A 25,295-nucleotide genomic window follows, 5' to 3' on the forward strand; every position below is an offset into this window, starting at 1 on the left:
ATAACTATATCTGGTTATTTACGAGAATCAGTTCGCGCATTTATGCTTATTCTGATCAATTGATCCGAGAAAATCATTATAGATAATTGAAAAGGAAAGCATTATGCCAAAATTAATCAACTCTCCAATTGCAACCTCAAGGCGCCTTGCTTTACCCGCTCCCCGTGTAAAAGAAAGTGTAGGAGAATTAAAACACCTCCTTAACCAACAGTCGCATATTTTGATAGTCAGTATTGCCACATGCATTGGTGCAATTTTTGCCTTATTTATTGCTTATACCTTGCACTTACAACCCACTCTGCTCAACATTCTTGGACTTTGTGCGATTCCATTTGCTTTATCTCTGAGCTTACGCCAAGTCTATATTCACACCCTGTTAAATATGGAACATGATGATTAATTTACGCACATTGCAACGTCACTTATTGCAACTTTGTCCTACGCTGTTCAGTACATAAAACGATTTTTAAGGCTGCTAAAGCGCCAAAAATCAAAAATAAAATCCAAACTGAACAGCGTACGCTCAATACTATAAAAACTATGATCCAAGCCTTTCAATTATTCAGCCTTATATCATTCAGCATATCTTAATGCCCTCACGCATTGATACATTTTCCTTCTCATTAAGCCTACGTGCTACTTAATACAAGATGAACTCAACATTTGTTGTTTTTGCTTAGGTGGTTTCAGGAATATTTAAAACGGAACTTTACCCACTGCGCTTTTCAACATAGGATAAATACACCTTTTCTCTGCCTTGGCTGCCATGAATTTAACTGAATGGATCATTTCAATCATGGAACAATTGGGTTATCTCGGTATTGCCCTACTCATGTTCCTTGACAATGTCTTCCCCCCAATCCCCTCAGAAATCATCATGCCCTCGGCTGGCTATTCTGCCTCCCAAGGTCAACTGCTGCTCATTGGTGTCATTATTTCAGGCTGCATTGGCTCTTTACTGGCGGCAGCATTGCTGTATTGGATTGGCTATAAATTTAAGCATGAATCTATCTTTCACTTCGTCGATCGCTATGGAAAGTATTTATTTATCAAATCGGCAGATGTAAAAAAATCTCTAGCATGGTTTGAGCAATACGGTCACCGCATTGTATTTTTCGGACGAATGATTCCAGCTGTGCGTTCTCTCATTAGTATTCCTGCGGGAATGAGCCGCATGCCATTTTGGAAGTTCATGTTTTATAGTGGTTTAGGCACGATTATTTGGACCACTTTTTTAGCTTGTATGGGTTTTTATTTAGGTGAAAATCAGCAGTTAATGCAGCAAATATTTAGTAAAGTTGGCCATGTGATTATTCTGATCACAGTCATCATTATTGCTTGGATTTTGTACCGTCGACATCAACGTCGACCTCGTTAATTTTTTGTTTTGGGGCTTAAATGAAACACTATCTCCTACACTTTGCTGCTGTTTATAGCATCGCCTTGGTGCTTTTGATTACCGTATTAATTTTTGGATTAAATCTTGGTGGTATTACATTAATTCCTACATTGGTGGCATGTGCATTAATCAGCGTTGGGCATTTTGTAAAGAAAGAACAACGTGTGCCTAGCAACCATGAAAAGATCCAACTGGTTTGGGGCTCCAGTGCCGTTGCAATCATCATTGGTAGCTTTTTTGTGCTGTTCTTGGTGCTAATGAATCCCAATGCCGAAAGCATTATGAAATCTGTAGATCATGCAGGCATCGGGCTAACTGCTGTGGTTATGCTTTGTTTGGTCGCCATTCATGGCACAATATTTCATATTGCCTATGGTTGGTATGCAGACTACTGCGCTAAAAAATTATAAATTTTTTCAATGTATTGCGTTAAAATTTAAATCATCACCACTTCAATGAAAGTTAAAATTCAGTGAAGACACTTCAGGTAAGTTATACTCGCACTTTATATAATGAAAACATGAACATTAAATAATGAAAAAATACATCATCACATTTAGCATTGCTTATGCCCTCGCCATGGTCGCTGTCGCAGCCATAGAGTCTTTCTTTGATTTACCCGGTGGTTCATCCATTACCTGTCTCATCGTGGGCGGTTTTGCTGCGGCATCCAGCTTTGTTAAAGACCATCAGCGAGTGCCAAATAAGTTAGAAAAGCGAACTTTGATTTGGAGCTGTATTTTAGCTTCGGTTCTCATCAGTGTCGTTGCTACAGTCATTTGTCTCTTGATCTTCCCTGAAACCCAAGCCTTTATTCAAATGGCGCTAACGCAATTACCCGCTTGGGTCTGGCTGCTTGCTATCAGCTTTACCTTATTCATCCATTATCTCATGTTGGCTTTATCTTTTGGATGGATGGCAAAGAGCTTCTTAAAAGCCAAACGTAGTTAAGCCTTTAGACTAACTTTGAATTGAAAAGGTATAGCGCTAAAAAAAGCACCCCAAGGTGCTTTTTTTAAATTTCGTCGAAATTAATTTGGTGTGTGATACATCAAATATAATTCGTTCAAATTGGTTGGGATTTCTTCTGCAAGTTCATCCATCAACTGACCATTACGACGGAAAGATTCCATTTGTGGATCTTCTTCATCAATGCCGCTGAACACCATGATTGGCAAAGTTAAATCAACCAATTGTTCTTCAAACTCGTCGGTGAACCATGCATCTTCGTTTAGGAACATGGCATCAACGAAGCCAACACTCCAGTCACCAAGACTTGATTCAACATCGGCTTCTTCAATTTCAAATGGAAATTCAATACCATCTTCATTGGCAAGATTCTGACGAATCGATTCGAGCCATGCTTTTACTTGTGCAATAATTTCAGCAGGTACTTTTTTCTGATTGTTATCAAAAAGTTCGTCTAGCCATTTATCAAAAGCTGGGCCTACTGCAATTGCACATAAAAAACCATGAGTCGCTGCAAAATCTAGACCATGCTCGTTGTCATCGCCGTCTAAATAGTCACTCAAAAGGTCTAAATCTAAAGCACTCATTTCAAATCCAGAGTTAGAAACTTAATGCGTAAGCATAGCATTTTCAAGCGCTATGCTAAATCGCTATTTAGTCTTCTTCGTCATCAAAATCATCGTCATCGTCGATGTCGTAATCAAAATCTTTAAGCTCACGTTCAAGACGGCGCTGAGCCAGAAGGTCATCAATAAGTCGGCGCTTTTCTAACGATTCTTTCGCGCTAGTTTTTGCACTGGCCTCATCGAAATTCACATCATCATCACCGTAGTTATCATCTAGTTCAAAATCTGTAGAAGACACCAAAACTACCTCATAATGAAAAAAATTGAAGGGGTCTAGCCGCTATTTATATGGGATATAAAATATTGTCAAGTTTTATTTGTTTTTTTAACAACTAAACTTTAAAAATAGGTCTTTTTTTCTTACCAAAACCTGTGGCATGATATAATCCACCCTGCGTCCTTCATTTTTATGACAGTCAAAGATGACCCATAAAATAATCGATGCATGGGATGAACTTGAAAACAACAATTTCAGCCCCACCTAAATTACTGAATTTAAATTTTTAATATCTCATTGGACAGCTTGATGCTGTACCGTCCTAATGGGATAAGCCAGCTATTCACAAGATTTAATGAGACGATCGTGCTAAAATGCACGGTTTTTTACTGCCACAGATTCAACGAAGAGTAAGCAAAGATGAGCGATATGACTTCCCCTACTTCTCAAGTAGCGGCTCTGATTAGCCGAGGCAAAGAGCAAGGTTACCTAACTTTCGCCGAGGTTAACGATCATCTCCCGGACTCAATCACCGAAAGTGAACAGATTGAAGACATCATTCAGATGTTGAATGACGTGGGTATTCCGGTACATGATCGTGCACCAGAAACTGACGATACAATGTTTGAAGGTGGCAGCGAAGCGACTGACGAAGTTGCTGAAGAAGAAGCCGCTGCTGTACTTGCATCTGTTGAAAATGAGCCCGGTCGCACCACTGACCCTGTGCGTATGTATATGCGCGAAATGGGTACAGTTGAACTTTTAACACGTGAAGGCGAAATTAGCATTGCAAAACGCATCGAAGAAGGTATTCGTGACGTTTTACATTCTATTGCTTATTGGCCAAATGCAGTCGAAGTTGTATTGCAAGAATATAAAGATTATGAAGCGGGTGAACGCCGTTTAGCTGATATTCTTTCTGGTTATTTAGATCCAGAATCTGACGAAGCCATCCCAGAAGTGATCGATGAAGATGATTCTGAGATCGATGAAGATGAAGCGTCAACCAACAAGCCAACTAAAGATGTCAAACTTGATGATGACGATGAAGAAGAAGAGTCTGAAGGTGATGATGATTCTGAAGGCGAATCTGGTCCAGATCCTGAAATTGCTAAAGCACGTTTCACTGAGCTTGAACAAGCATGGTTAGTCACTAAAGCTGCAATTGAAAAACATGGTCGTAACAGTAAAGAAGCTGCTGCTGCACTTGAAGCACTTGCAACTGTGTTCATGATGTTCAAATTCACACCACGTTTATTCGACATCATCTCTGATTTGATTCGTAATACCCATGACCAAATCCGTACTTCTGAACGTGAAGTTATGCGCTATGCAGTACGTCGTGGTCGTATGGACCGTACTCAATTCCGTACGTCTTTCCCAGGTCAAGAATCTAACTTTGCTTGGTTAGATGAACAAATTGCTAAAGCACCTGCAGAAATGAAAGGCTATCTTGAAAAAGTCCGCCCTGACGTTCTGGCTTTCCAACAAAAAATCGCTGACATCGAGAAAGAACTTGGTTTAGATGTTAAAGGCATCAAAGACATTTCTAAACGTATGTCGATTGGTGAAGCGAAAGCTCGCCGTGCGAAAAAGGAAATGGTTGAAGCTAACTTACGTTTGGTAATTTCGATTGCGAAAAAATACACCAACCGTGGTTTGCAATTCCTCGACTTGATCCAAGAAGGTAACATTGGCTTGATGAAAGCGGTGGATAAATTCGAGTATCGTCGTGGTTATAAATTCTCTACTTATGCAACTTGGTGGATTCGTCAGGCGATTACGCGTTCGATTGCTGACCAAGCACGTACTATTCGTATTCCAGTACACATGATCGAAACCATTAACAAGATCAACCGTGTATCTCGCCAACTTCTTCAAGAAATGGGTCGTGAACCTACACCAGAAGAATTAGGTGAACGTCTAGAAATGGACGAAGTGAAAGTTCGTAAAGTGCTTAAAATCGCGAAAGAACCAATTTCAATGGAAACACCAATTGGTGATGATGAAGATTCGCATCTTGGTGACTTCATTGAAGACGGTAATATCACCTCTCCTATTGACGCTGCAACGTCAGAAGGCTTAAAAGAAGCAACACGTGAAGTTCTTGAAAACTTGACTGAACGTGAAGCGAAAGTCTTGAAAATGCGTTTCGGTATCGATATGCCAACCGACCATACCTTGGAAGAAGTGGGTAAACAGTTTGACGTAACACGTGAACGTATTCGTCAGATTGAAGCGAAAGCATTGCGTAAATTACGTCATCCTTCACGCTCAGAACATCTGCGTTCATTCCTTGAGAATGATTAACCTATAACTAGGACAATGCAGGCTTGAATATGGGGTTTTCCGCCCCATATTATGAGCATGTAGCAAATGATTCCAAATACCTGCTCATTGCAGGTATTTTTAAATAATGAGGTGTCCCATGACTGATATGACTAATCGCGCTCCTTCACGTGAATTGCAAGAGCATCTTTGGGTCTTCCCTATGGACTACCCTATTAAATTGATTGGTAATGCAGGTGAAGAACTTCGCCTTGCAGTGAATGAAATTTTTGTTAAACATTTTCCTGATTTTGATGGCAGTAAAATGACTGTGACTCCATCTCGTACAGGTAAATATCATTCCATTACTGCTCAATTACGTTTCGAAGAGTTAGAACAAGTACATGCGGTCTATGCGGATTTAGCAGCTTGTAAACACATTCGTACCGCGCTGTAATTCTGTTGATTTAAATAAAAAAGCACGCTTTAGGGCGTGTTTTTTTATGTCTAAGTATAATAGTAATACCCTCAAGTATTCAGTATTTAACCCCCCTTTTGTACGTCTAATTCATTATAATCCATACATGACTTTGATAGAAAAGGACACGAAATACGTGACTGAAACTGTTCAAAAACCCGAATTAATTATTCGTCAATATAACCACCTGACCCCTTATGCAGACCGCTTTTTAGAGATGAAAACACTCACTGAACAGCGCGATGAAAACACACCTGATGAACTGTGGATTTTGCAACATCCCGATGTATTAACTCAGGGGCAAGCTGGCAAACCTGAACATATTTTGGTGCATAGTAACATCCCTGTGGTACAAACAGACCGTGGTGGGCAAGTCACTTGGCATGGGCCGGGTCAATTGGTGGCTTATTTCATGTTTGACCTAAACCGTTTGGGATGGAATGTTCGTACATTGGTTTCGTATGCCGAAACCCTCATGATCGATTTGCTGAACAAATATGGTATTCAAGCTTATGCCAAGCCTGATGCACCGGGTGTATATGTCAATGAACGAAAGATTGGTTCCTTGGGCTTTAAAATTCGTAAAGGCCGTTCATATCATGGTTTAGCACTGAATATTGATTGCGATTTATTTGGGTTTCATACCATCAATCCATGTGGCTATGCAGGATTGGAAATGGTGCGCATACAAGATTTAGTACAGGATTACCCTAAATTTGAAAACTTATGCGTCGATATCATTGATACTTTGAAAAACAGTGGTTACTTTAAAGACGTAACAGTCAAACAACTATAAAAGACTTTGCTTTCTCAAATAAAATAATTTAGAGTAAAAGCTCTAAATTTAATAATTATAGATAAGGGATGTACACGTGATTGCAACTAAATCCGTTAAACCCGCGCTCCAGCAGGCCTATGTCAAACTCATGATGGATGTGATTGGCAGAGGTCTGGTCATGGCGAGCCAGGTCGATGAAGAAATTAAACAAGAAGTTGCTAAATTTCCAGTTAATTTTATTTTATCTATGAATGTTTTTCCAAATGGTGCTGCATTTGTCGCGCAAGTCACGGAAGACCACCAACTCAAACTCCTCACACCCGGCACTCAAAAGCCTGACTTAACCATTACGTTTAAGCATTTGAATCATGCCTTTTTGGTCTTCTCATTTCAAGAAAGTACCGCACAAGCCTTTGCCAATGACCGCATGATCGCCGATGGTGATTTGTCTTATGCCATCCGACTGGTGCGTTGTCTCAACAAAATGGAAGCGTTAATTTTACCTAAATTGGTGGCTGAATTGGCTGTCAAAGAATATCCAACACATTTAAGCCTAAAAGAAAAACTGAGCGGTGCTGCAAATATTTATTTAAAAGTAGCCCAGTCTTATTTAAAACGGAGCGCATAACACATGGCTAAACCATATTACGAATTTTTCTGTCCTGTAAAAGTGATTGCTGGCCATGCTGCTTTAGAACACATCCCATTCGAACTGTCTACTTTCGGTGCTAAACGCCCCATGATCATTACTGACAAAGGCGTTCGTAGTAATCAATTACTTGCACCGATTGAAGCGGCATTTGAAAGTACCGAGACGGTGATTGGCTATATTTTTGATGATGTTCCGCCAGACTCAAGTCTAGAAACCGTACGTAAAGCGGCTCAACTTTACCGCGACAACCAATGTGATGCCATTATTGCCGTCGGTGGCGGTTCAGTGATTGATACCTCTAAAGCAACCAACATCTTGGTATCTGAAGGTGGTGATGACTTACTGAAATACTCAGGTGCGCACAACTTACCAAAACCTTTAAAACCATTTTTTGTGATTCCAACAACCTCAGGGACAGGTTCAGAAGTGACTATGGTCGCTGTGGTTTCTGACCCTGAAAAGAATGTTAAAATGGCTTTTGCATCGAATTATTTGATGCCACATGCAGCAATTCTTGACCCACGTATGACGCAAACTTTGCCACCTCATCTTACAGCAATGACAGCGATGGATGCGATGACGCATGCCATTGAAGCCTATACGTGCATGGCGGCGAACCCGATTTCAGATGCCTATGCAACTGCCGCAATCAAGAAAATTAGCAATAGCTTATTTGGTGTATTAGATAATACCAGCGATGCACATGGGCGCTTAGAACTTGCACAAGCTTCTACAATGGCAGGAATTGCATTTTCGAATTCGATGGTTGGATTAGTCCACTCATTGGGTCATGCTTTAGGTGCTGTTGCTCACCTGCCCCATGGATTATGCATGAATTTATTCTTGCCGTATGTGTTGGAATACAACAAAGAAGTGAATGGCGATAAGATTGCTGAATTGCTATTACCACTGGCTGGTCCTGATATTTATGCACAAACACCGGCCAACCTCCGCGCTGAAAAAGCCATTTCAACGCTTTTAGCCATGCGTGACCGCTTGTTTAGTTTGACCAAATTACCACGTACTTTGAGTGAAACAGGTAAAGTGACTGAAGCTCAATTAGATGAAGTGGCAGAGAAAGCACTGAATGATGGATCTATTATTTATAATCCTAAAGAAGCCAGCTTAGAAGACCTTAAAACTGTTCTAAAAAAAGCTTGGTAATTGCTGAAAAATAAGCGAATATAGCGAAAAATTAAGCCTGATGTTTTTTTAAACATCGGGCTTTTCACTTGCAGAACGCAATATCAGTTATTTTTTAATCAAACTGGCATAATTTCTGCTAAAAATAATTTCAAAGTTACTGACAAAATGTACCAATTTGGAGTAGATTGGCGCACTTTTGTTTTAAAACGTAGGGGGGATCGTTCGTCTCAAACGATCCTTAGAATATGACTGATCCTTGATCAACGATAAGAGGATAACGCCGTTGACAAATATCTCTGGGACTCAATCGGCAGCTAAACTGCAAAAAACGCTTGGACTCTGGCACATTATTATTATTGGTTTGGCTTACATCCAACCAATGACTCTATTTGATACTTTTGGTTTAGTATCTGAAGAAAGTCATAGACACGTGCCGACTTCTTACATTATTGCCCTTATTGCAATTCTGTTTACCTCGATTAGTTATGGTCATATGATCCGTCGCTACCCTTCTTCGGGTTCTGCGTATACCTATGCCCAAAAATCCATTCACCCGAACGTAGGTTTCATGGTCGGTTGGTCGTCATGGCTAGATTACCTGCTGTCTCCAATGGTGAATATTATTCTTGCAGTGATTTACCTTGAAGCACTATTTCCAACAGTAAACCACTGGGTATGGGTCATTGTGCTAACGGCATTCATGACTGGAATTAACTTACGCGGTGCGCGTTTTGTTGCTAACTTTAACAGCTTGATTGTACTTGTGCAGTTATTAGTAATTGGTATTTTCACGTGGATGGTCTACAGCAAGCTTCAAATGGGCTTCAATGCTGATGGCCCTATTTCTGCTGCAGAACGCTACCAATTATGGAGCCTTGAGCCATTCTGGAATGAGCTGACGTCTGTGGGTGCGCTGATTACAGGTGCAACATTACTGTGCTTCTCGTTCACTGGTTTTGACTCATTAAGTTCATTGGCAGAAGAAACCAAAGATACTGAGAAAACACTGCCGAAAGCGATTTTCTTAACTGCTTTAATCGCAGGGATTATCTTCATTATTAGTACCTACTTTATGCAGCTGTTCTTCCCTGCTGAGCCGGGTAACTATTTCAAGAATATTGCTGAAACACAGCCAGAGATACTCTTGCTCGTCGGCGGCTCACTGTTCCAATCCTATGTGTTAACTTTTGCGATTGTGACAGTAATGGCATCAGGTATTTCTGCACATGCTGGCGTATCACGTCTGATGTATGTAATGGGTCGTGATGGCGTCATTAACAAAAAGATTTTTGGTCATATTAGTCCGAAAAACTTCACACCATCGTACAACATCATGATCGTAGGTGCGGTTGCATTAACTGCGGGCTTTATGAATCTTGATATTGTCATTTCGATGATTAGTTTTGGTGCATTGACAGCCTTTACTTTCGTGAACTTATCTGTGATTTCACGTTATGCGCTACGTGATGGCCGCACAAAAACAGCCAAAGATATTTTTAGCTTTGTCGTTATTCCAATGCTTGGCTTTATCAGTATCTTTGCAATGTGGTTGGAAATTGAAGAAACTGCATTGAAATATGGTTTGTGGTGGGCAATGTTTGGTATTTTATACCTTGGTTATAAAACCAAAGGTTTTAAACACCCTGCCCCGCAACATAACGAATTTGATGATAAATTCTAAGCAAGTTTATCTCTAAACAAAAAAGGCGCTTAAAGCGCCTTTTTTGTTTTAAATATACCAATTAAGGTTGTATGAATTTTCTAGATTGCTGAAATTGAATTGAAATTTCTTCACACTTGTCTGGTGTATTGCCTTTTAATTCAACCGATGCTCCATCACCGTGTGACCATATACCATCTTCAACAGTCTCTAAATTTACAGCTGCTTCAAATATATGCTGTTGTTGTGGATAGAGTTTGATATCTATAGGTGTATCACATACTTGTTTTGGAAAATATGGTCTAACCTGCTCGAATAATTGCATGGTTAATGGCATATCACATTGCAAATGAATGGTGACTGGTACGCTATTGGTATTTTTTAAGATCAATTGAACATTTTGCGAATTAAGATCCGCTTGGGCAGCAGGTATTTCTACATACGTTTTTGTGTCAATCGACTGACGATCAAATGGATTGAGGAAGGCTAATTTACGTTCCACGCCATAACAAGAATCCTGCACGGAAGCTGAAAACTCTAAATATCGTGTCCCCAAGATAATTGTTCCGCGGCCATCCCCTGCATGACCGATATCAATGATTGGATCACCTGTGCCTTCGATCGTTACCCCACCGCTCGAAAAAAAATCAATTTCACAGCCTGACAATATGGACATCAGGCTGCAAAGTGTCAGTATTTTAAAATTTAATTTTCGCATCATGTTGATAAACTCCAAAGCGAAATGCACGATTTGCTTCAGGATTCCCGTCATCCATTGCGCAACGCTCCGCGGCAAGTTTTAAAAGTTGTAGTGAGTATTTCTGCCAAAGCTCTAAGCTCATTTCATGTAATTTATTAATCGATTCTTCTGTTAATTCGTCAGCACAAATGGCTTGTTCTAAGTAAGGTATTTCATCAGGATTCAATAAATTATGCAAACCCGCTTCTAAATGCGCTTGAACATTTCGCGTTAAAATTTTACGTGCTTCTAACTGCGAAGGATCTGGAATAAAACGACGTTGTTGTAAATACACCTGTCCATCTTTTTCAGTGGCAATTTCCAAACGAACAAGCTCATTGAGTACCGAACGTGGATGGCGCTCGGTGGAGATACGTTTCACTAACATTTCAAAACTATTTTCTGACTCACTGCTGAAGGGCAATGAATCCCCCCAGCCTTCTGCAAGCCACAAACCAATCACACGTGATGGCACACTAATTGGCTCTGAAACAGTTGCTTCATTCAGATCCTTACCCTCAGAAATCACTTCTTTATAAGCAGTCACGTCTTTACGGTGTAGGCCAGAAAGTAAACTGATCGCAGAAATTGTCGGTTTTTGATCGATACGCTCTAACTCATGTACAGCTTGTTGGAAAAAAACCGGTTTCAATGCAGCAGTAAACTCGGTATACCCCACACCTGAGCGAATCAGCCATTGGCTCAGCTCATTCATCAGCACCAATACTTGCTGTAAATTTTGATCTGCCTCATTAGTGAGAAGTTTGCTCATTGAATTGCCATGAAAATTAGACTGCATAAGTGAAATTTTCGCATTATTTAATCTACTTCACAATTTTTATCTGATGAGATCTTGAGGATATTCAGTAAAAAAATGATTATTTACATTAAAATGCGTAAAAGAAACACTGATCGATATGTCTAAACTTTCAACACTATGCCACCAGCCAATTGGGATAAATAAGGTTTCTCCAGGTTGCAAAATGCACTCAAATGGCGTCACTTTTTCTAACAATGGATAGTCTGCTAGATCAGCCTTTGCGACGTCTGAAACCTGACTGAATACCCAATGATCGTTATACATATACGGCATTTGCCATGCAGGAATCAAAGTCACTTTTTTACGTCCATAGATTTGTGCCAACATATTATTGGTTAAGTCATAATGCAGTGGTGTAAATGTGCCTGCAGGGCCAAACCATAAAAAATGTCGATTTTTGATCTCTTTTTGACAATAAGCTTTGGCGAAGTCACCTAGATCTTCACTAATCTTTTGCATAAATTGCTTATTTTGAGCGGCGTTATTCGCAGTTAAATAAATGTCATTGCTGTGCTTAGTGGCTTTAATTTGTGCGACAAAATCTTGCATCAAAATAATACGTTTCAATTGTACCGATTTTTTTTCAAAATCTTGATGTTGCTCACGATGCATCTGGACTTCAACCAACTCATTTTCAAAATGCTGTGCAAAATAATCAGGACTCCATTTATGCAGTGCAGGCCAATGTTGTATCCCACCTTTTAAAATGACTGGTCGCATCTGGCTATAATACCGCTCTATAAATGTTTCAAAATCAGGTGTTTCTATGCAATCGATTGTGGATGGAATGTGGTCGTTCAATTGATTCAATTGACCCATCACCTGTAATAGCCAACGCTGTTTATTCTGCTGTTGCTGTACTTGCTTCAGTTTTTTAAAAATTACGTTATTGTTTACACGCTTTAAAAACTGAATGATCAAATGATTTGAAATATTTTTTTGCTTAATTTTTTCTAAAATTTCATCTGTCTCTAAGCCCTCAAGACTGTAGTCCAAAAGTTCATTTTGCAGCTGTTCTGAAAGTTGGTCTGCATCAGAAAATAAGTATTGATCCGCCCTTGGGCTTAATCCATGTGATTGTAAAATTAGACTTATTTTCTGTACATCGCAACCATTTTCAATATTTTCATTCAACCAATTTTGCCATTCCGTCGGTAAGGACTGATACCAATTTTTACTTTGCTTTAGATGTTCACTCTGGCTTTCTACATTCATTTTCACCACTCCACCCTCTTTACAAGTGAAGTATAAATGATCTATTTTAAAAATGCTAAATTTTCGCATTTTATAATTATTTAAACACCGCGAATGTTATGAATCCGTCAGATATCACGCGGAATGACATAACAAAGTAAAGGAGAAAGTTCATGAAAATTCGTCATTTAGTCATCGTTAGCAGTCTGTCTTTAGCTTCAATATCAGTATATGCAGGTTTTGCCGATACCATGCGTGATTTAAGAAATACACTGAATCAATTTAATGAAACATCCAAAGAAGTATCGAATACCGCAAAAGAATGGACAGGCAGTCAGGCCACGACTAATTCAAATTATGCTGCAAATGGTTTCAGTATGGGACAGCAACTTAGACCTAAAATTAATAATCTACCGCTTTATAAAACTGCCGATAAATCGAGCCAAGTCATTAATAAACTGTCAAAAAATGCAGATATTATTTTTGCGGGAAACATGACTAAAACAGGTTTGATAGAAGTCACTACAGAACATGGCAATGGCTGGATTGAATCACACCTTGTTCAATAAATCTTGATTTTAAATGTTTATACAACCGCATCAGCCGTACATAACAACTTTACTCTATTGAGCACTAGTCATGAATAATAATCACAAAATCAGCATTATCGCTGCTGTATTTACGACATTGGTGGGCTGTGGTGGATCAAGCTCCAATGATGATGGCGCGACACCTACACCTACACCTACACCTACACCTACACCTACACCTACACCTACACCTACACCTACACCTACACCTACACCTACACCTACACCAACGCCAACGCCAACGCCAACGCCAACGCCAACGCCAACAACTGTAGCGGATAAATTCACAGGAGAATGGATTCAAGGGAATTCTGCCCTCGGTAACAGTAATTGTGATTTGCCACAAATTTCAATTCATAAAACCAGTGAAAATTCAGTCAGTTCACTGAACGAAGAACTAAAATATGCGGTACACAATAGTTCAAGTAAAACTTGCAGCGGTGAATTTGTTTCCAAACGCTATCAATTACTTCATGACATGGTTATAAGTGAAATACAGCCGGCTGCAACACTAAATAACTTTGAATATCATTCGATTAAGTTTCAACCAGTCAGAGGTGGCGCGACGAGCAACCGCGTTTTAACTTTTTTAAATAATCATTCTTTCTGTGTAATTAACGCGACGATTTCAAATCCAAGCTATATCATCATGCAACGAGGTCTAATTACCGACCCACTCAAGGACAGCCGCTGCTATACAAAAAATTCCAATGAATTCTTCACCAATTTAAAACCGAAAACCAAAATCACAACTGCAGATTTTAAGTCTGAGAATTTTATTAATACCACCGACACAGTAAACTTCTTGGCTCAGCTCAATACAATGGGACAAAGCGGTTATAAGTTAATTGGCTATGATACTAAAACCCTGGACAATGGTAATGTTAATAACTACATGAAACTTGCCAATGAAAATACGCGTTTCAATCATATTGTTGCAGACCGTACAGCACCCTCTACCGCTGACATATATTTTACATGGCGTAATCAGTTAAATGAAAAAGGTAAATCAGGCTATCAATACTTGCATAGCGTCAGACCAACCAATGCCCTGAATTTCAAAGATTATTTCATTAAAAAGGAAAATGATACCGCGACATATACCTATGACAGCGGCTATGTTTCCCCGCTCGTAGACCCAGTGCAACTGGAAACTATGCTCAATACACTGGGTGCCCAAGGCTGCCGTATTATTCAATTCAAAAGCTATTTCACTGGTTTACGTCCTGAAATTCTAAACGGCAATCAAAACAGTCCTAAAGTTGCAACCTGTATAAATAGCAGCGCACACCATGGCACCTACAGCTATCGCTATAAAACTTACCCAACCGGCAGCAATAGTGTAGAGCGCAGCTTAAAATTACAGGAGTTGATTGATGAGCAAGCTAAAGACGGTTACCGCTTAGTCAGCCGTGCTTTAGATATGAGTTCAACCACCAAAAACGGCATGCTGTTTATGAAAGACAGCGAAAACACTAATGTCGGTGAGTTTAAAGTCTTTAGTGAAACTGTCTTTGCAACGTCGACATTTAACGACGTCTTACTGAAACGTCTTCAGCAGCAAGGTCAATTGGGTTGGTTATACACCAGCGGTCAACTGCTGTTTGCAAATAATCCAAAACATCTACAAACAGAACTGAGTGACTTTAATTTAATTGATTAATTCATGAGGTATCTCGAGCTTTTCCATGTCCTTTATTTTTTACATCAAGGACATGGATCATTCACATAAATCAAAGCAGTGATAAAAATCACTTATTTTAAGCGGCAATTAAAACCCATCTTGGTATCAACGATATTATTTTCATAACCTAAGCTTTGAATAAATTGATTGCGGTCTGATATTTGTTTTTGATCCGCTTGACTCAATCTTGCTTTATTTTTTTGTGCCAACCCATAGGTTTCATTCACTAAACCCTGATAGATCCCGCAAACTTCCTGACGCTTGGACTTTTTCAATTGACGACCACCATACCATGAACGTTCAAAATCGTCGGCTTTTAGTGTTTTTCCCCATTCCTCAATACGCTGATTTTGTCTTTGCTGCATTTCCAGCATGCCCTGTTGTACTTCAGCCTTAGTAAAAGGCTTAACCACCTCAACCTTTGGTACAACTGGAACATTTTCTGTAGTTGTAGTGACGGTCACTGGTGTCTGTTCCGTTGTAGTCGATACGGTTGGATTAGCCCAACTCACTGATGAAATGAATCCGGTCGCAATCACGACACCAAAAGCTTTTAAATTTATAGATTTCAAGTTTTAAGTACCCGTTTTATTTCTTCACAGTGTTCTTATACACATTTTTATATTGATGCTGAAGTTTTTAAGCCCGTATTTTACAAAACTTCATTGCTGTAAATGGTTCACTGTGTTCACTCCCAATAAAAAACCGCTCGATAGAGCGGCTTTTTGAACAGATCACACTTAGACCAATTCTTTAAAGTCTTGCTGACGCCAAGCTTCATATAAAATCACAGCAGTAGCATTAGACAAGTTTAAACTGCGTGAATTTGGTGCCATCGGCAGGCGAATCCAATGTTCTTTCGGAAACATCATACGGACATCTTCCGGCAAACCACGTGTTTCTGGCCCCATTAACAATGCTACAGGACGGTTTAAATCAGAGGTATGCGGTGTTTCAAAACCTTTGGTGGTTAATGGATAAATGGCATCCATCTCAATACCTTGTGCTTTTAAGCCAGCAAGGCATTCTTCAAAGTTTTCCCACACTTTCATGTGTGCCCATTCATGATAATCCAAACCAGCGCGGCGAAGTTTTTTATCATCTAGCTCAAAACCTAATGGTTTGACCAAATGCAACTGCGCTCCAGTATTGGCACATAAACGAATGATATTCCCTGTATTTGCAGGAATTTCTGGCTCGTATAAAACAACATGGATCACAGTTTTTTTCTCTACTCTTTAGTTAAATAATGGCTTAAAGCTCAGGCTATAGTTTCTATAGCTGTAGCATAAGTTTAGATGGTACAACAAGCGCTTGTTTATCCTCTTTGCTTAGCTTTCGCATTGCAATTGGATAATACCAGAACTTGTTTATCCTCTTTGCTTAGCTTGCGCATTGCAATTGGACAATACCAGAACTTGCTTATCCTCTTTGCTCAGGCATAGCCTTCGCCTTGCGCTCGGGCAACGCGTTGCGTTGCTTATCCTCGCTCATGCCATTGAAGTTGTTCACGCAGACTCACCACATCACCAATAATCGTCAATGTAGGCGCCTGAATTTGGTATTCACTGACTTTAGATGCAATATCTGCCAATGTCCCGACCACGACTTTTTGTTCAGGTGTCGTCCCTTTAGAAACCAATGCGACAGGCATGTCTGAACGCTGCCCATGCGCGATGAGTTTCTCACAAATTTTTTCTAGACCGACCAAGCCCATATACAGCACAAGCGTTTGATTTTGATAAACCAACTCATTCCAAGGCAGCTCAGGCGAACCTTCTTTCAGATGGCCTGTCAGGAAGCGTACACTTTGCGCATAATCACGATGCGTTAAAGGAATCCCTGCATAAGCCGAACAACCAGATGCAGCAGTAATCCCTGGAACGACTTGGAAGGCAACGCCTGCCGCAAAAAGTTCCTGAATTTCTTCACCGCCGCGGCCAAAGATGAATGGATCTCCGCCTTTTAAACGGCAGACACGTTTGCCTTCACTTGCATATTTCACCAGTAAGGCATTGATGCCTTCTTGCGGAACAGCATGATTAGATCGTGCTTTACCTACGTAAATTTTTTCAGCGTCACGGCGGCAGAGGTCCATAATCGGCTGAGAAACCAAACGGTCATAGATCACCACATCCGCTTGCTGCATTAAACGCAGGGCTTTTAAGGTCAGCAGTTCAGGATCACCCGGCCCTGCACCCACCAAATACACCTCGCCTTTCGGCTGTTTCCATTCCAATATGGCCTGTTCAATCAAACGATTGGCTTCGGTCAAATTGTCATTAAATACCTGCTCTTTGAGCGGACTTGCATACAAGTCTTCCCAAAAAATACGGCGTTCATCTGGATTGACGATTTTGGATTTAACGGCTGCGCGCCACTTACCTGAGAACTCAGCCAGTTTGCCCATGCCATGCGGTATTGAGCTTTCTAACTGGGTGCGTATTTGACGCGAGAGTACTGGCGATGTGCCATTAGATGCAACGGAGATGACCAGCGGAGAACGGTTAATAATCGCAGGAACCATAAAACGGCAATGCGGCGGATCATCAACACTATTGACCAAGACATTTTCAGCTTCGCAGGCTTCAAATACCGCCTGATTGACAGCTTTGTCATTGGTTGCTGCAATCACTAAACGAAACTGACGCAGCGCAATGGCATTTTCTTGATAAACCGATTCGTGATAAATCGAGTTGAGATATTGACCTTGGGTTTTATTAACCAAGCTCAATAAATCATCTTCAATTTCAGGTGAGCAAACTGTCAGCTGAGCGCCCGCTTTTGCAAGCAGCACAGCCTTTCGATATGCAATTCGACCACCGCCAACAATCAGACAAGGTTGCTGCTGCAACTTCAAAGAGATTGGAAAGATATCCACACACGACCTCAATAGTTTAAATCTGATTGTCTTAAGTAATTTTTGTGCACAAATGTATGCACTTTATCGACTATTAATCGATAAATTCAGCACCGCCCATATATGGACGAAGTACTGCTGGAATTTCAATTGAACCGTCTGCACGTTGATAGTTTTCCATCACGGCAAGTAAAGTACGACCAACTGCCAAACCTGAACCATTCAGCGTGTGTACAAACTCAGTTTTCTTTTGGTCAGCACGGTAACGCGCTTTCATACGGCGTGCTTGGAAGTCACCCATGCATGAGCAAGATGAAATTTCACGGTAGGTATTTTGACTTGGCACCCAAACTTCTAAATCATACGTTTTGATTGCACCAAAGCCCATGTCTCCGCCACACAGAACGACTTTACGGTATGGTAAGCCTAATGCTTGAAGAATACCTTCGGCATGACCCGTTAATTCTTCCAAAGCATCCATCGAAGTTTCAGGTTTTACAATTTGAACCATTTCAACTTTGTCGAATTGATGCTGACGAATTAAGCCACGCGTATCACGACCATACGAACCTGCTTCACTACGGAAACATGGTGTATGCGCTGCATATTTTAATGGCAAACGTTCTGGGTCAATGATTTCATCACGCACGAAGTTGGTTACAGGCACTTCTGCAGTAGGAATCAGGTAGTATTCTTTTTCGCCTTGAAGTTTAAATAAATCTTCTTCAAATTTAGGCAATTGGCCTGTACCACGTAAAGAGTCTGCATTAACCAAATAAGGTACATAAGCTTCGGTATAGCCATTTTCCAAGGTATGTGTATTTAACATAAATTGGGTAATTGCACGTTGTAAACGCGCCAATGGGCCTTTGAGTACGCTAAAACGAGTACCTGTCAATTTAGTTGCGGTTTCAAATTCTAAACCGCCCATCATTTCACCAAGATCAGTATGGTCTTTGACTTCAAAATCAAACTGACGTGGTGTACCCCATTTTAGAACTTCAACATTGTCATTTTCGTCTTTACCTTCTGGCACAGACTCATGAGGTAAATTTGGAATCGATAAAGATTTGGCTTCGAGTTCAGCCTGAAGGTCAGAAAGTGCGAGTTCTGCCGCTTTAATTTCATCACCAATGGCAGACATACGTGCCATGATTTCAGATGCATCACCGCCAGCTTTTTTAATTTGACCAACTTGTTTTGCACCAGCATTACGTTCAGCTTGTAACGACTCAGTTTTAGACTGAATTTCCTTACGGCGAGCTTCAAGGTCTGCCCACTCTGCTACGTTGAGTTGAACACCACGTTTTGCTAAGGCTAAGTTTACAGCCTCAATATTATTTCTGAGTAATTTCGGGTCGATCATAGCCAATCTTAAGTAAAGAAAAAAACTGGCTATAGTGTAAGCTCTTAACACTCAAAAATACAGTGACCGAGCTTACAGCTGCCCCTTATTAGACCAATAATCTTGCTGCAAATTGTCTTATTTGGTTTCGTAATTTGGCAAACTTGGTAAATATTCAGGTTTAAATAGCCCTTTAGCCATAAAATATGGAAGTTTTAGCTCAGGCATGCCCTCTGCGTAGCTCGCCAATTCATACAGCGGATAAGCAAATACGATCCCGTTCGCGCCATAATAAAAATTATCGCTTAACTGTAGTTTTGAACGTTCAATATCGTGACTATCTAACCACATATAGTTGGCATCAAATAATGCGCTAATCACTTTCGCATCTGCACCTTTGACCAAGACATCTTGTAAAGCCAAACGTTTTTTGGCTTTTAAATCAAAATTGACATATTCGACATGAGACATGCCGTGAGCAGCATGCGCTGCATAGGTATAGCTTTCGATCGCAAAAGTTGCAATATACCCCCACTGACTAATGTATCGAACAGAAGTGGTACTTTGACTTAGGCCTGCATCCGTCTTGTCCGATAAATCAATTTTTTGATTCGGCTCAGTTGAAAATGCAATCGGATCTGCCTTTTTAATTCGGTCAGTAAAATATTGATTAATCCAATCAACATTGGTTTCAACCGTTTGAATCGTATATTGGGTACAACCTTCCGCATCGCAAGCTTGTGCTTTCGGCAATTGCATCGCAACAGATTTCGATTGAATAAGTGGAATCGCATCAGCGACGACCGCTGGCTTCTGTTCCGTCGTTGTACCTTCAACAGGTTCATTTCGAGGATGACAGGCCGTTAATGACCCAATTAAAACCACAGCTGAAACAGCCCAAGCTATATTATTCATATGATTTTTTTTCATCCCAAAATTCCCTATAGCAACAGTCAAAACCACAAGTCACTTCATTTAAGCAACCTGCGAATATCAGCATACTACTAAATTTCACTTAAATTCAGCTTGCTTGCTTTACATTTCTCCATAAAAAAAGCAGACCGATGTCTGCTTTTTTTCGTTCATGAGAATTATTGATCAATAATGTCCGTACCTTTTGGAGGTACAAAGTTAAAGGTTGACGCTGGAATAGACGCATTCACCTTCACATTATTGAAACGTACATTTGTTGTTTGACCTAATGAGTCTTGGAGAATCATTAAGGTTGGTGCATTTTTCGCACCAAAACTAATGGTTAAGCTTTGAAATACGCCATCATCACTTTTTGGATATAAGGTGTAATAAGTTTTTGTCTTATTTGGCTGTGTAATACGATAAGACTTCATGATTTGAGCCGTATTACCCGACAATAATAATGCAGGCGTATTCGCAACTTGGTCATCTAAGCTTTGGCGTACTGCTTGTTGTAGGTCTGGGTCATAGATCCAAACTGTTTTACCTGTAGTCGCAATGGTTTGCTTAGATGGGCTGGTTGTTTCCCAATAGAATTTACCCGGACGCTGAACTTTCATTACCCCAGTAAAAGTCTGGTTCATATGCTGCGCACTTAAACCTTTCTTTTGAGTGGCTTTCGGGTTGGTCACTTTTGTAGTTTGCTGAAAGTTAGCAGTAAAACTTTTAATACCCGATAATTGTTTCACCAAATTGGCAGTTGCCTGCTGCTCCGACGCTGCAACTGGTGCCGCGAATACTGTCGTACTCATAACCGGTGCCAGTGTCGCTGCACCTAATGCCATAGCACAGATGGTTTTACGAAGCATTTTCATAGATTCACCTTTTATATTTGCATCAACGCAATTTGTTAGATGGCTCCATCTTAAACCACTTTCATTGACTAAATTTAGAGAAAATAAGAAGTTTTGTATGGTTATTAATGCAAATTGCTGTTTTTTATTCATCATGATGGAGAAATATAAAATAAAAAGGCACTTGACTTGACTCAAATGCCTTTCAAATAATTAAACAACATTTTAGCAATTTCAACATTCCAATATTGAGTTATTTCCATTGCCAACCGATCGATGCACCAGCGCCAAAGTCACCTTCAGAGTTCCCTGTTGCAGCCAATTTATAAACATATTTATTGCTCTCAGTTACTCCTCTAAAACCAACTGCATAGCCTTGTGAACCTTCCCAAGTCCCCATACCTACACTAAACATGTTGTATCCAGCATCTGTGGGTTGCGGTAAGGAGGCGATTGCAATACTTGAAGCAACAGCACCATAAACATTATCTTTAAATTTATTGAAATTATGGTTCAATTCATTCACACGTTGGTTGGTATAACTATTGGCTTGATTGAGTACATTTGCCCCATGCTGATCTGTATATGTTTTTGAACTATTTAGCACTTCTAGATCTGCTTGACGCATTTGCTTCACATTCACTGCATCAGTGTCTGCCGTACCAGCTGCCACATGAATAATTTGCCGCTCTGCACCAGCCGAGCCAACAGAAACCGTATTATTGCGATTAGAGCTTGAACCATTGCCTAGTACAACAGCATTATTTGCCGATGTGTTGATATTGTTACCAATCACATAGGTATTATTACCTGTGACTGTATTATTTGAACCTACTGCACCAGAGCCATCACCATTGACGGTATTGTTTACACCGAGGGCAATAGACTGATTGCCATCAGCTTTATTACCGGCACCGACTGCAATCGCATCTTGTCCATTCGCAGTTGGTTTAGGTGCGGTATTGGCAACGTTTGATTGTATTTTAATGTACGGATCTGTTCCTTTTAAGCTCAATAACCAGTCCACTTCAGTACCGACAAATCCATTTTTTATCGCAAGTTCATATGCACTGAAACCATTTTCACCTGTTAGCCCTTGTGCGCCAACTGCACCACGTAGACTTTCTAACCATTGGTCTTCATTGCCTTCATAACCATTGCTCACCGCAACTTGATAAGCACTTGCACCATCTAGACCATTGCTTCCATTCAGACCGTTCAAACCATCTTTACCATCGATTCCGTCTCGGCCATTGAGTCCATCACGACCATTTAATCCGTCGACACCATCCTTACCATCGATTCCGTCTCGACCATTGAGTCCATTGACGCCATCTTTGCCGTCAATTCCATCTCGGCCATTGAGTCCATCGACACCATCTTTACCATCGACTCCATCACAGCCATTAAGTCCGTCGACACCATCCTTGCCGTCTATACCATCTTTGCCATCGACGCCATCTTTGCCGTCTACACCATCCACGCCATCTTTGCCGTCCACACCATCCACGCCATCTTTGCCATCAGCGCCAGGTAAACCTTGATGCCCACCATGAGGTTTTCCTCCGCCACTATGTCCATAACCATTGCCATCTCCATGACTTGTGTGTCCTTTTCCGCCCGAATGTTGATGTGAATCATTACAACCACTCGAACAGGTTAAACCACCTGAGGTATGCTCTCCTGAACCACCAGCCCATGCAATTGAACCTAGAGAAAGTAAAATACTCACAGCAAGTAATTTTGGTATAGCTTTAATAGCGATTGAAGTTGTTTCACCAAGTCCTAGCGTCTTTTCAAATGCAATTTGTCGGCTTTTATCAGGACAATTCCTTTTCTGATAGTCAGCATTGATAAAAACTGTATTCAAGATTTTATTCATGTCCTTATCCTTTTTTAGTATTTATGCTCCTCTATTACGCTCTTTATATTTTGTGATTTAAGTCACTATTTATGGTGATTTATTGATTTATACATCGTTTGTAACAATCTAAAAAAATACTTCACATATTCTTCGGACGAAAAAAAACCCGCAAAAAATACGGGTTTTTTTCTATTAAAGCTTACGCTTCAACAGATACGTAGCGACGACCGAATTGGCCTTTCACTTCGAATTTTACAACGCCGTCAGCAGTTGCAAATAAAGTATGGTCACGGCCCATACCTACATTTACACCAGCGTGGAATTCAGTACCACGTTGACGAACGATGATGTTACCAGCAGTCACAGATTGACCGCCGTAGATTTTAACACCCAACATTTTTGGGTTCGAGTCACGACCGTTTTTAGTCGAACCACCGGCTTTTTTAGTTGCCATGTCTACTTACTCCTCGTAATTAGCCTGAAATAGCTGTAATTTTCAACTCAGTGAACCATTGACGGTGACCTTGTTGTTTACGATAGTGTTTACGACGACGCATTTTGATGATGCGGATTTTGTCGTGACGACCATGGCTAACTACTTCAGCAGTTACTTTAGCGCCAGCTACTACTGGTGCACCAATTTGAATGCTGTCACCGTTAACAAGCATCAACACGTCATCAAAAGTAACAGTTGAGCCAGTTTCAGCTTTCAATAATTCTACTTTAAGGGTTTCACCCTCAACTACACGGTGTTGTTTACCACCGCTTTGGATTACTGCGTACATTTAAGTACTCCAAACATGCCCGTGTTGTCGTGCCGGTAAAGGGATATACCGATCTTAAAACGATCGTCACTGGGGTTTCGCAAAGGCAAAGATTTTAAGGGATAACCCAAAAAACAACAAGTCATTTCCGTAAAATATTAGATGAGTATGCGTTTATTATATAAACAGTGTCATTAAAACCATTAAAATGAGTGCTCTATTTCACTTATCATGCTTTTGGCAAGGTTTAACATAGATTTTTAGCAACAATTCGCTAATATACACTGGACTGACATCAACAACATGCTGTTCAAACAACATGCTAAAGATAAAAGTCTGTTAAAAAATAAGTACAATACTTCCGCTTGATGAAAAAAATCACTTAAGATTAAGTCAATTGAGTAAGTTCTTATCTGTTATTCATATAACAAATTGCTACACTACGTCTGTAATTCAAAAATTATTGAGGTTTCTCTTCATATGACCATCGACTTTAAGCAAGATATTCTCGCGCCTGTTGCTACTGACTTTGCTGCGATGGACAAATTTATTAATGAAGGGATCACGTCTAAAGTTGCCTTGGTCATGGCAGTCAGTAAACATGTGGTTGAAGCAGGCGGTAAACGCATGCGTCCCATTATGTGCTTACTTGCAGCAAAGGCATGTGGCGCAGAAGATTTAGAAAAACACCGTAAACTTGCAGCAATTATAGAAATGCTACATACCGCAACCTTGGTTCATGACGACGTAGTCGATGAATCGGGTTTACGCCGTGGCCGCCCAACAGCAAATGCGACATGGAATAATCAAACTGCCGTACTTGTGGGTGATTTTTTGATTTCTCGCGCTTTTGATTTATTGGTGGATCTAGACAGCAAAGTATTACTCAAAGACTTTTCAACAGGTACCTGTGAAATTGCTGAAGGTGAAGTTTTACAACTTCAATCACAACACCAACCCGAAACTACTGAACAAACCTATTTAGATATTATTCACGGTAAAACTTCGCGTTTATTTGAGCTCGCTACCGAAGGTGCAGCGATTTTGACGGGTACACCAGAGTACCGTGAACCGCTTAGAAAATTTGCGGGACACTTTGGAAATGCCTTTCAAATTATTGACGATATTTTAGATTACACCTCAGATGCTGAAACATTAGGTAAAAATATTGGCGATGATTTGATGGAAGGTAAACCAACTTTACCTTTAATCTCTGCCTTAAAGAATACCACTGGCGAAGAACATGACATTATTCGCCGCAGTATTGCCACAGGTGGTACGGCAGATTTAGAGCGTGTTATTCAGATTGTACAAAGCTCTGGGGCACTTGATTATTGTAGCCAACGAGCGACTGAAGAAACTGAGGCAGCACTAGCCGCTTTAGCAGCGCTACCAGATACTGAATATCGTCAAGCTTTAATCAACCTCGCAAACTTGGCATTACACCGAATTCAATAATTAACAATATTCCTCGTA

27 protein-coding genes are annotated in these 25,295 nt (G+C 40.3%); 13 read left to right on the forward strand and 14 right to left on the reverse strand.

Translation table 11 applies throughout. The features are described from left to right. The first annotated feature begins 103 nt into the window (after positions 1 to 103). From FTU65_RS10035 to FTU65_RS10050, 4 genes are all read left to right on the forward strand, one after another. The gene (locus FTU65_RS10035) at positions 104 to 400 is read left to right on the forward strand and encodes a hypothetical protein (RefSeq protein WP_180065839.1); all 297 of its coding nucleotides are present in this window, start codon (positions 104 to 106) and stop codon (positions 398 to 400) included. Positions 401 to 766: 366 nt separating this feature from the next. After that, positions 767 to 1,378: a DedA family protein gene (locus FTU65_RS10040; protein WP_180065841.1), complete on the forward strand. Its 612-nt coding sequence runs from the start codon at positions 767 to 769 to the stop codon at positions 1,376 to 1,378. 20 nt (positions 1,379 to 1,398) lie between these two features. Then, complete coding sequence (locus FTU65_RS10045; RefSeq protein WP_111885304.1) at positions 1,399 to 1,809, forward strand: ABZJ_00895 family protein; 411 nt, start codon at positions 1,399 to 1,401, stop codon at positions 1,807 to 1,809. Positions 1,810 to 1,933: 124 nt separating this feature from the next. Continuing rightward, positions 1,934 to 2,350, forward strand: a complete 417-nt coding sequence (locus FTU65_RS10050) for an ABZJ_00895 family protein (RefSeq protein ID WP_078192190.1) — start codon at positions 1,934 to 1,936, stop codon at positions 2,348 to 2,350. A gap of 80 nt (positions 2,351 to 2,430) precedes the next feature. Here the strand turns inward: FTU65_RS10050 and FTU65_RS10055 are convergent, their stop codons facing one another. Both FTU65_RS10055 and FTU65_RS10060 read right to left on the reverse strand, forming a co-directional pair. After that, a complete protein-coding gene (locus FTU65_RS10055) occupies positions 2,431 to 2,955 on the reverse strand; it encodes a YecA family protein (protein ID WP_078191372.1) in 525 nt (174 codons plus the stop codon). Between the two features lie 67 nt (positions 2,956 to 3,022). Next, positions 3,023 to 3,232, reverse strand: a complete 210-nt coding sequence (locus FTU65_RS10060; RefSeq protein ID WP_078191373.1) for a PA3496 family putative envelope integrity protein — start codon at positions 3,230 to 3,232, stop codon at positions 3,023 to 3,025. 399 nt (positions 3,233 to 3,631) lie between these two features. Between FTU65_RS10060 and rpoD the strand changes: the two genes are divergently transcribed. From rpoD to FTU65_RS10090, 6 genes are all read left to right on the forward strand, one after another. Then, complete coding sequence (rpoD, locus tag FTU65_RS10065; protein WP_078192191.1) at positions 3,632 to 5,521, forward strand: RNA polymerase sigma factor RpoD; 1,890 nt, start codon at positions 3,632 to 3,634, stop codon at positions 5,519 to 5,521. Between the two features lie 127 nt (positions 5,522 to 5,648). After that, on the forward strand, positions 5,649 to 5,936 hold the full coding sequence (locus FTU65_RS10070) for a YbeD family protein (RefSeq protein ID WP_078191448.1): 288 nt from the start codon (positions 5,649 to 5,651) through the stop codon (positions 5,934 to 5,936). Positions 5,937 to 6,093: 157 nt separating this feature from the next. Continuing rightward, positions 6,094 to 6,753, forward strand: a complete 660-nt coding sequence (gene lipB, locus FTU65_RS10075; RefSeq protein ID WP_168378112.1) for a lipoyl(octanoyl) transferase LipB — start codon at positions 6,094 to 6,096, stop codon at positions 6,751 to 6,753. Positions 6,754 to 6,829: 76 nt separating this feature from the next. Next, the gene (locus tag FTU65_RS10080; RefSeq protein ID WP_180011534.1) at positions 6,830 to 7,363 is read left to right on the forward strand and encodes a hypothetical protein; all 534 of its coding nucleotides are present in this window, start codon (positions 6,830 to 6,832) and stop codon (positions 7,361 to 7,363) included. A 3-nt stretch (positions 7,364 to 7,366) separates the two neighbouring features. Then, positions 7,367 to 8,551 (forward strand): iron-containing alcohol dehydrogenase, encoded by a 1,185-nt coding sequence (locus FTU65_RS10085; protein WP_180011532.1) that lies wholly within the window; start codon positions 7,367 to 7,369, stop codon positions 8,549 to 8,551. Between the two features lie 265 nt (positions 8,552 to 8,816). Then, complete coding sequence (locus tag FTU65_RS10090; protein WP_111885298.1) at positions 8,817 to 10,214, forward strand: APC family permease; 1,398 nt, start codon at positions 8,817 to 8,819, stop codon at positions 10,212 to 10,214. Positions 10,215 to 10,275: 61 nt separating this feature from the next. Here FTU65_RS10090 and FTU65_RS10095 read toward each other — a convergent pair whose 3' ends face one another. The 3 genes from FTU65_RS10095 to FTU65_RS10105 all read right to left on the reverse strand — a co-directional run bounded on the left by FTU65_RS10095 (position 10,276) and on the right by FTU65_RS10105 (position 12,967). Beyond that, the gene (locus FTU65_RS10095; RefSeq protein ID WP_180025802.1) at positions 10,276 to 10,914 is read right to left on the reverse strand and encodes a hypothetical protein; all 639 of its coding nucleotides are present in this window, start codon (positions 10,912 to 10,914) and stop codon (positions 10,276 to 10,278) included. Beyond that, a complete protein-coding gene (locus tag FTU65_RS10100; protein ID WP_180066750.1) occupies positions 10,892 to 11,704 on the reverse strand; it encodes a DUF6502 family protein in 813 nt (270 codons plus the stop codon). The genes FTU65_RS10095 and FTU65_RS10100 overlap by 23 nt, the downstream gene beginning before the upstream one ends. 66 nt (positions 11,705 to 11,770) lie before the next feature. Beyond that, on the reverse strand, positions 11,771 to 12,967 hold the full coding sequence (locus FTU65_RS10105) for a cupin-like domain-containing protein (protein ID WP_180066752.1): 1,197 nt from the start codon (positions 12,965 to 12,967) through the stop codon (positions 11,771 to 11,773). 152 nt (positions 12,968 to 13,119) lie between these two features. Here FTU65_RS10105 and FTU65_RS10110 point away from each other — a divergent pair, with 152 nt between their 5' ends. Next, positions 13,120 to 13,515, forward strand: coding sequence for a hypothetical protein (locus FTU65_RS10110; protein WP_180055768.1), 396 nt, complete (start codon positions 13,120 to 13,122; stop codon positions 13,513 to 13,515). Positions 13,516 to 13,585: 70 nt separating this feature from the next. Next, on the forward strand, positions 13,586 to 15,199 hold the full coding sequence (locus tag FTU65_RS10115; RefSeq protein ID WP_180066753.1) for a PT dipeptide repeat lipoprotein: 1,614 nt from the start codon (positions 13,586 to 13,588) through the stop codon (positions 15,197 to 15,199). Between the two features lie 92 nt (positions 15,200 to 15,291). Here the strand turns inward: FTU65_RS10115 and FTU65_RS10120 are convergent, their stop codons facing one another. From FTU65_RS10120 to rplU, 9 genes are all read right to left on the reverse strand, one after another. Further along, positions 15,292 to 15,792: a hypothetical protein gene (locus FTU65_RS10120; RefSeq protein WP_218952799.1), complete on the reverse strand. Its 501-nt coding sequence runs from the start codon at positions 15,790 to 15,792 to the stop codon at positions 15,292 to 15,294. A 168-nt stretch (positions 15,793 to 15,960) separates the two neighbouring features. Further along, complete coding sequence (locus tag FTU65_RS10125) at positions 15,961 to 16,440, reverse strand: tRNA (cytidine(34)-2'-O)-methyltransferase (RefSeq protein ID WP_078192202.1); 480 nt, start codon at positions 16,438 to 16,440, stop codon at positions 15,961 to 15,963. Positions 16,441 to 16,700: 260 nt separating this feature from the next. Then, entirely contained in the window at positions 16,701 to 18,101 is a 1,401-nt protein-coding gene (cysG, locus tag FTU65_RS10130; protein WP_168378121.1) for a siroheme synthase CysG, read from the reverse strand. Positions 18,102 to 18,174: 73 nt separating this feature from the next. Then, positions 18,175 to 19,446: a serine--tRNA ligase gene (gene serS / locus FTU65_RS10135; protein ID WP_180066755.1), complete on the reverse strand. Its 1,272-nt coding sequence runs from the start codon at positions 19,444 to 19,446 to the stop codon at positions 18,175 to 18,177. A gap of 117 nt (positions 19,447 to 19,563) precedes the next feature. Further along, positions 19,564 to 20,355, reverse strand: a complete 792-nt coding sequence (locus FTU65_RS10140) for an RsiV family protein (RefSeq protein WP_180066756.1) — start codon at positions 20,353 to 20,355, stop codon at positions 19,564 to 19,566. A 161-nt stretch (positions 20,356 to 20,516) separates the two neighbouring features. Continuing rightward, complete coding sequence (lolA, locus tag FTU65_RS10145) at positions 20,517 to 21,212, reverse strand: outer membrane lipoprotein chaperone LolA (RefSeq protein WP_180011509.1); 696 nt, start codon at positions 21,210 to 21,212, stop codon at positions 20,517 to 20,519. Between the two features lie 232 nt (positions 21,213 to 21,444). After that, positions 21,445 to 23,073, reverse strand: coding sequence for a YadA-like family protein (locus FTU65_RS16180; protein ID WP_218952800.1), 1,629 nt, complete (start codon positions 23,071 to 23,073; stop codon positions 21,445 to 21,447). Positions 23,074 to 23,254: 181 nt separating this feature from the next. Further along, positions 23,255 to 23,509: a 50S ribosomal protein L27 gene (gene rpmA, locus FTU65_RS10155; RefSeq protein ID WP_067764378.1), complete on the reverse strand. Its 255-nt coding sequence runs from the start codon at positions 23,507 to 23,509 to the stop codon at positions 23,255 to 23,257. A gap of 19 nt (positions 23,510 to 23,528) precedes the next feature. Continuing rightward, complete coding sequence (rplU, locus tag FTU65_RS10160; protein ID WP_078191390.1) at positions 23,529 to 23,840, reverse strand: 50S ribosomal protein L21; 312 nt, start codon at positions 23,838 to 23,840, stop codon at positions 23,529 to 23,531. Positions 23,841 to 24,299: 459 nt separating this feature from the next. Between rplU and sdsA the strand changes: the two genes are divergently transcribed. Continuing rightward, positions 24,300 to 25,277 carry an All-trans-nonaprenyl-diphosphate synthase gene (gene sdsA, locus FTU65_RS10165; RefSeq protein WP_078191391.1) on the forward strand — a complete coding sequence of 326 codons (978 nt, stop codon included), beginning with the start codon at positions 24,300 to 24,302 and terminating at the stop codon, positions 25,275 to 25,277. Positions 25,278 to 25,295: the final 18 nt, after the last annotated feature.

It is taken from the genome of Acinetobacter sp. YH12129 (assembly GCF_013418685.1).
Lineage (GTDB): Bacteria > Pseudomonadota > Gammaproteobacteria > Pseudomonadales > Moraxellaceae > Acinetobacter > Acinetobacter amyesii.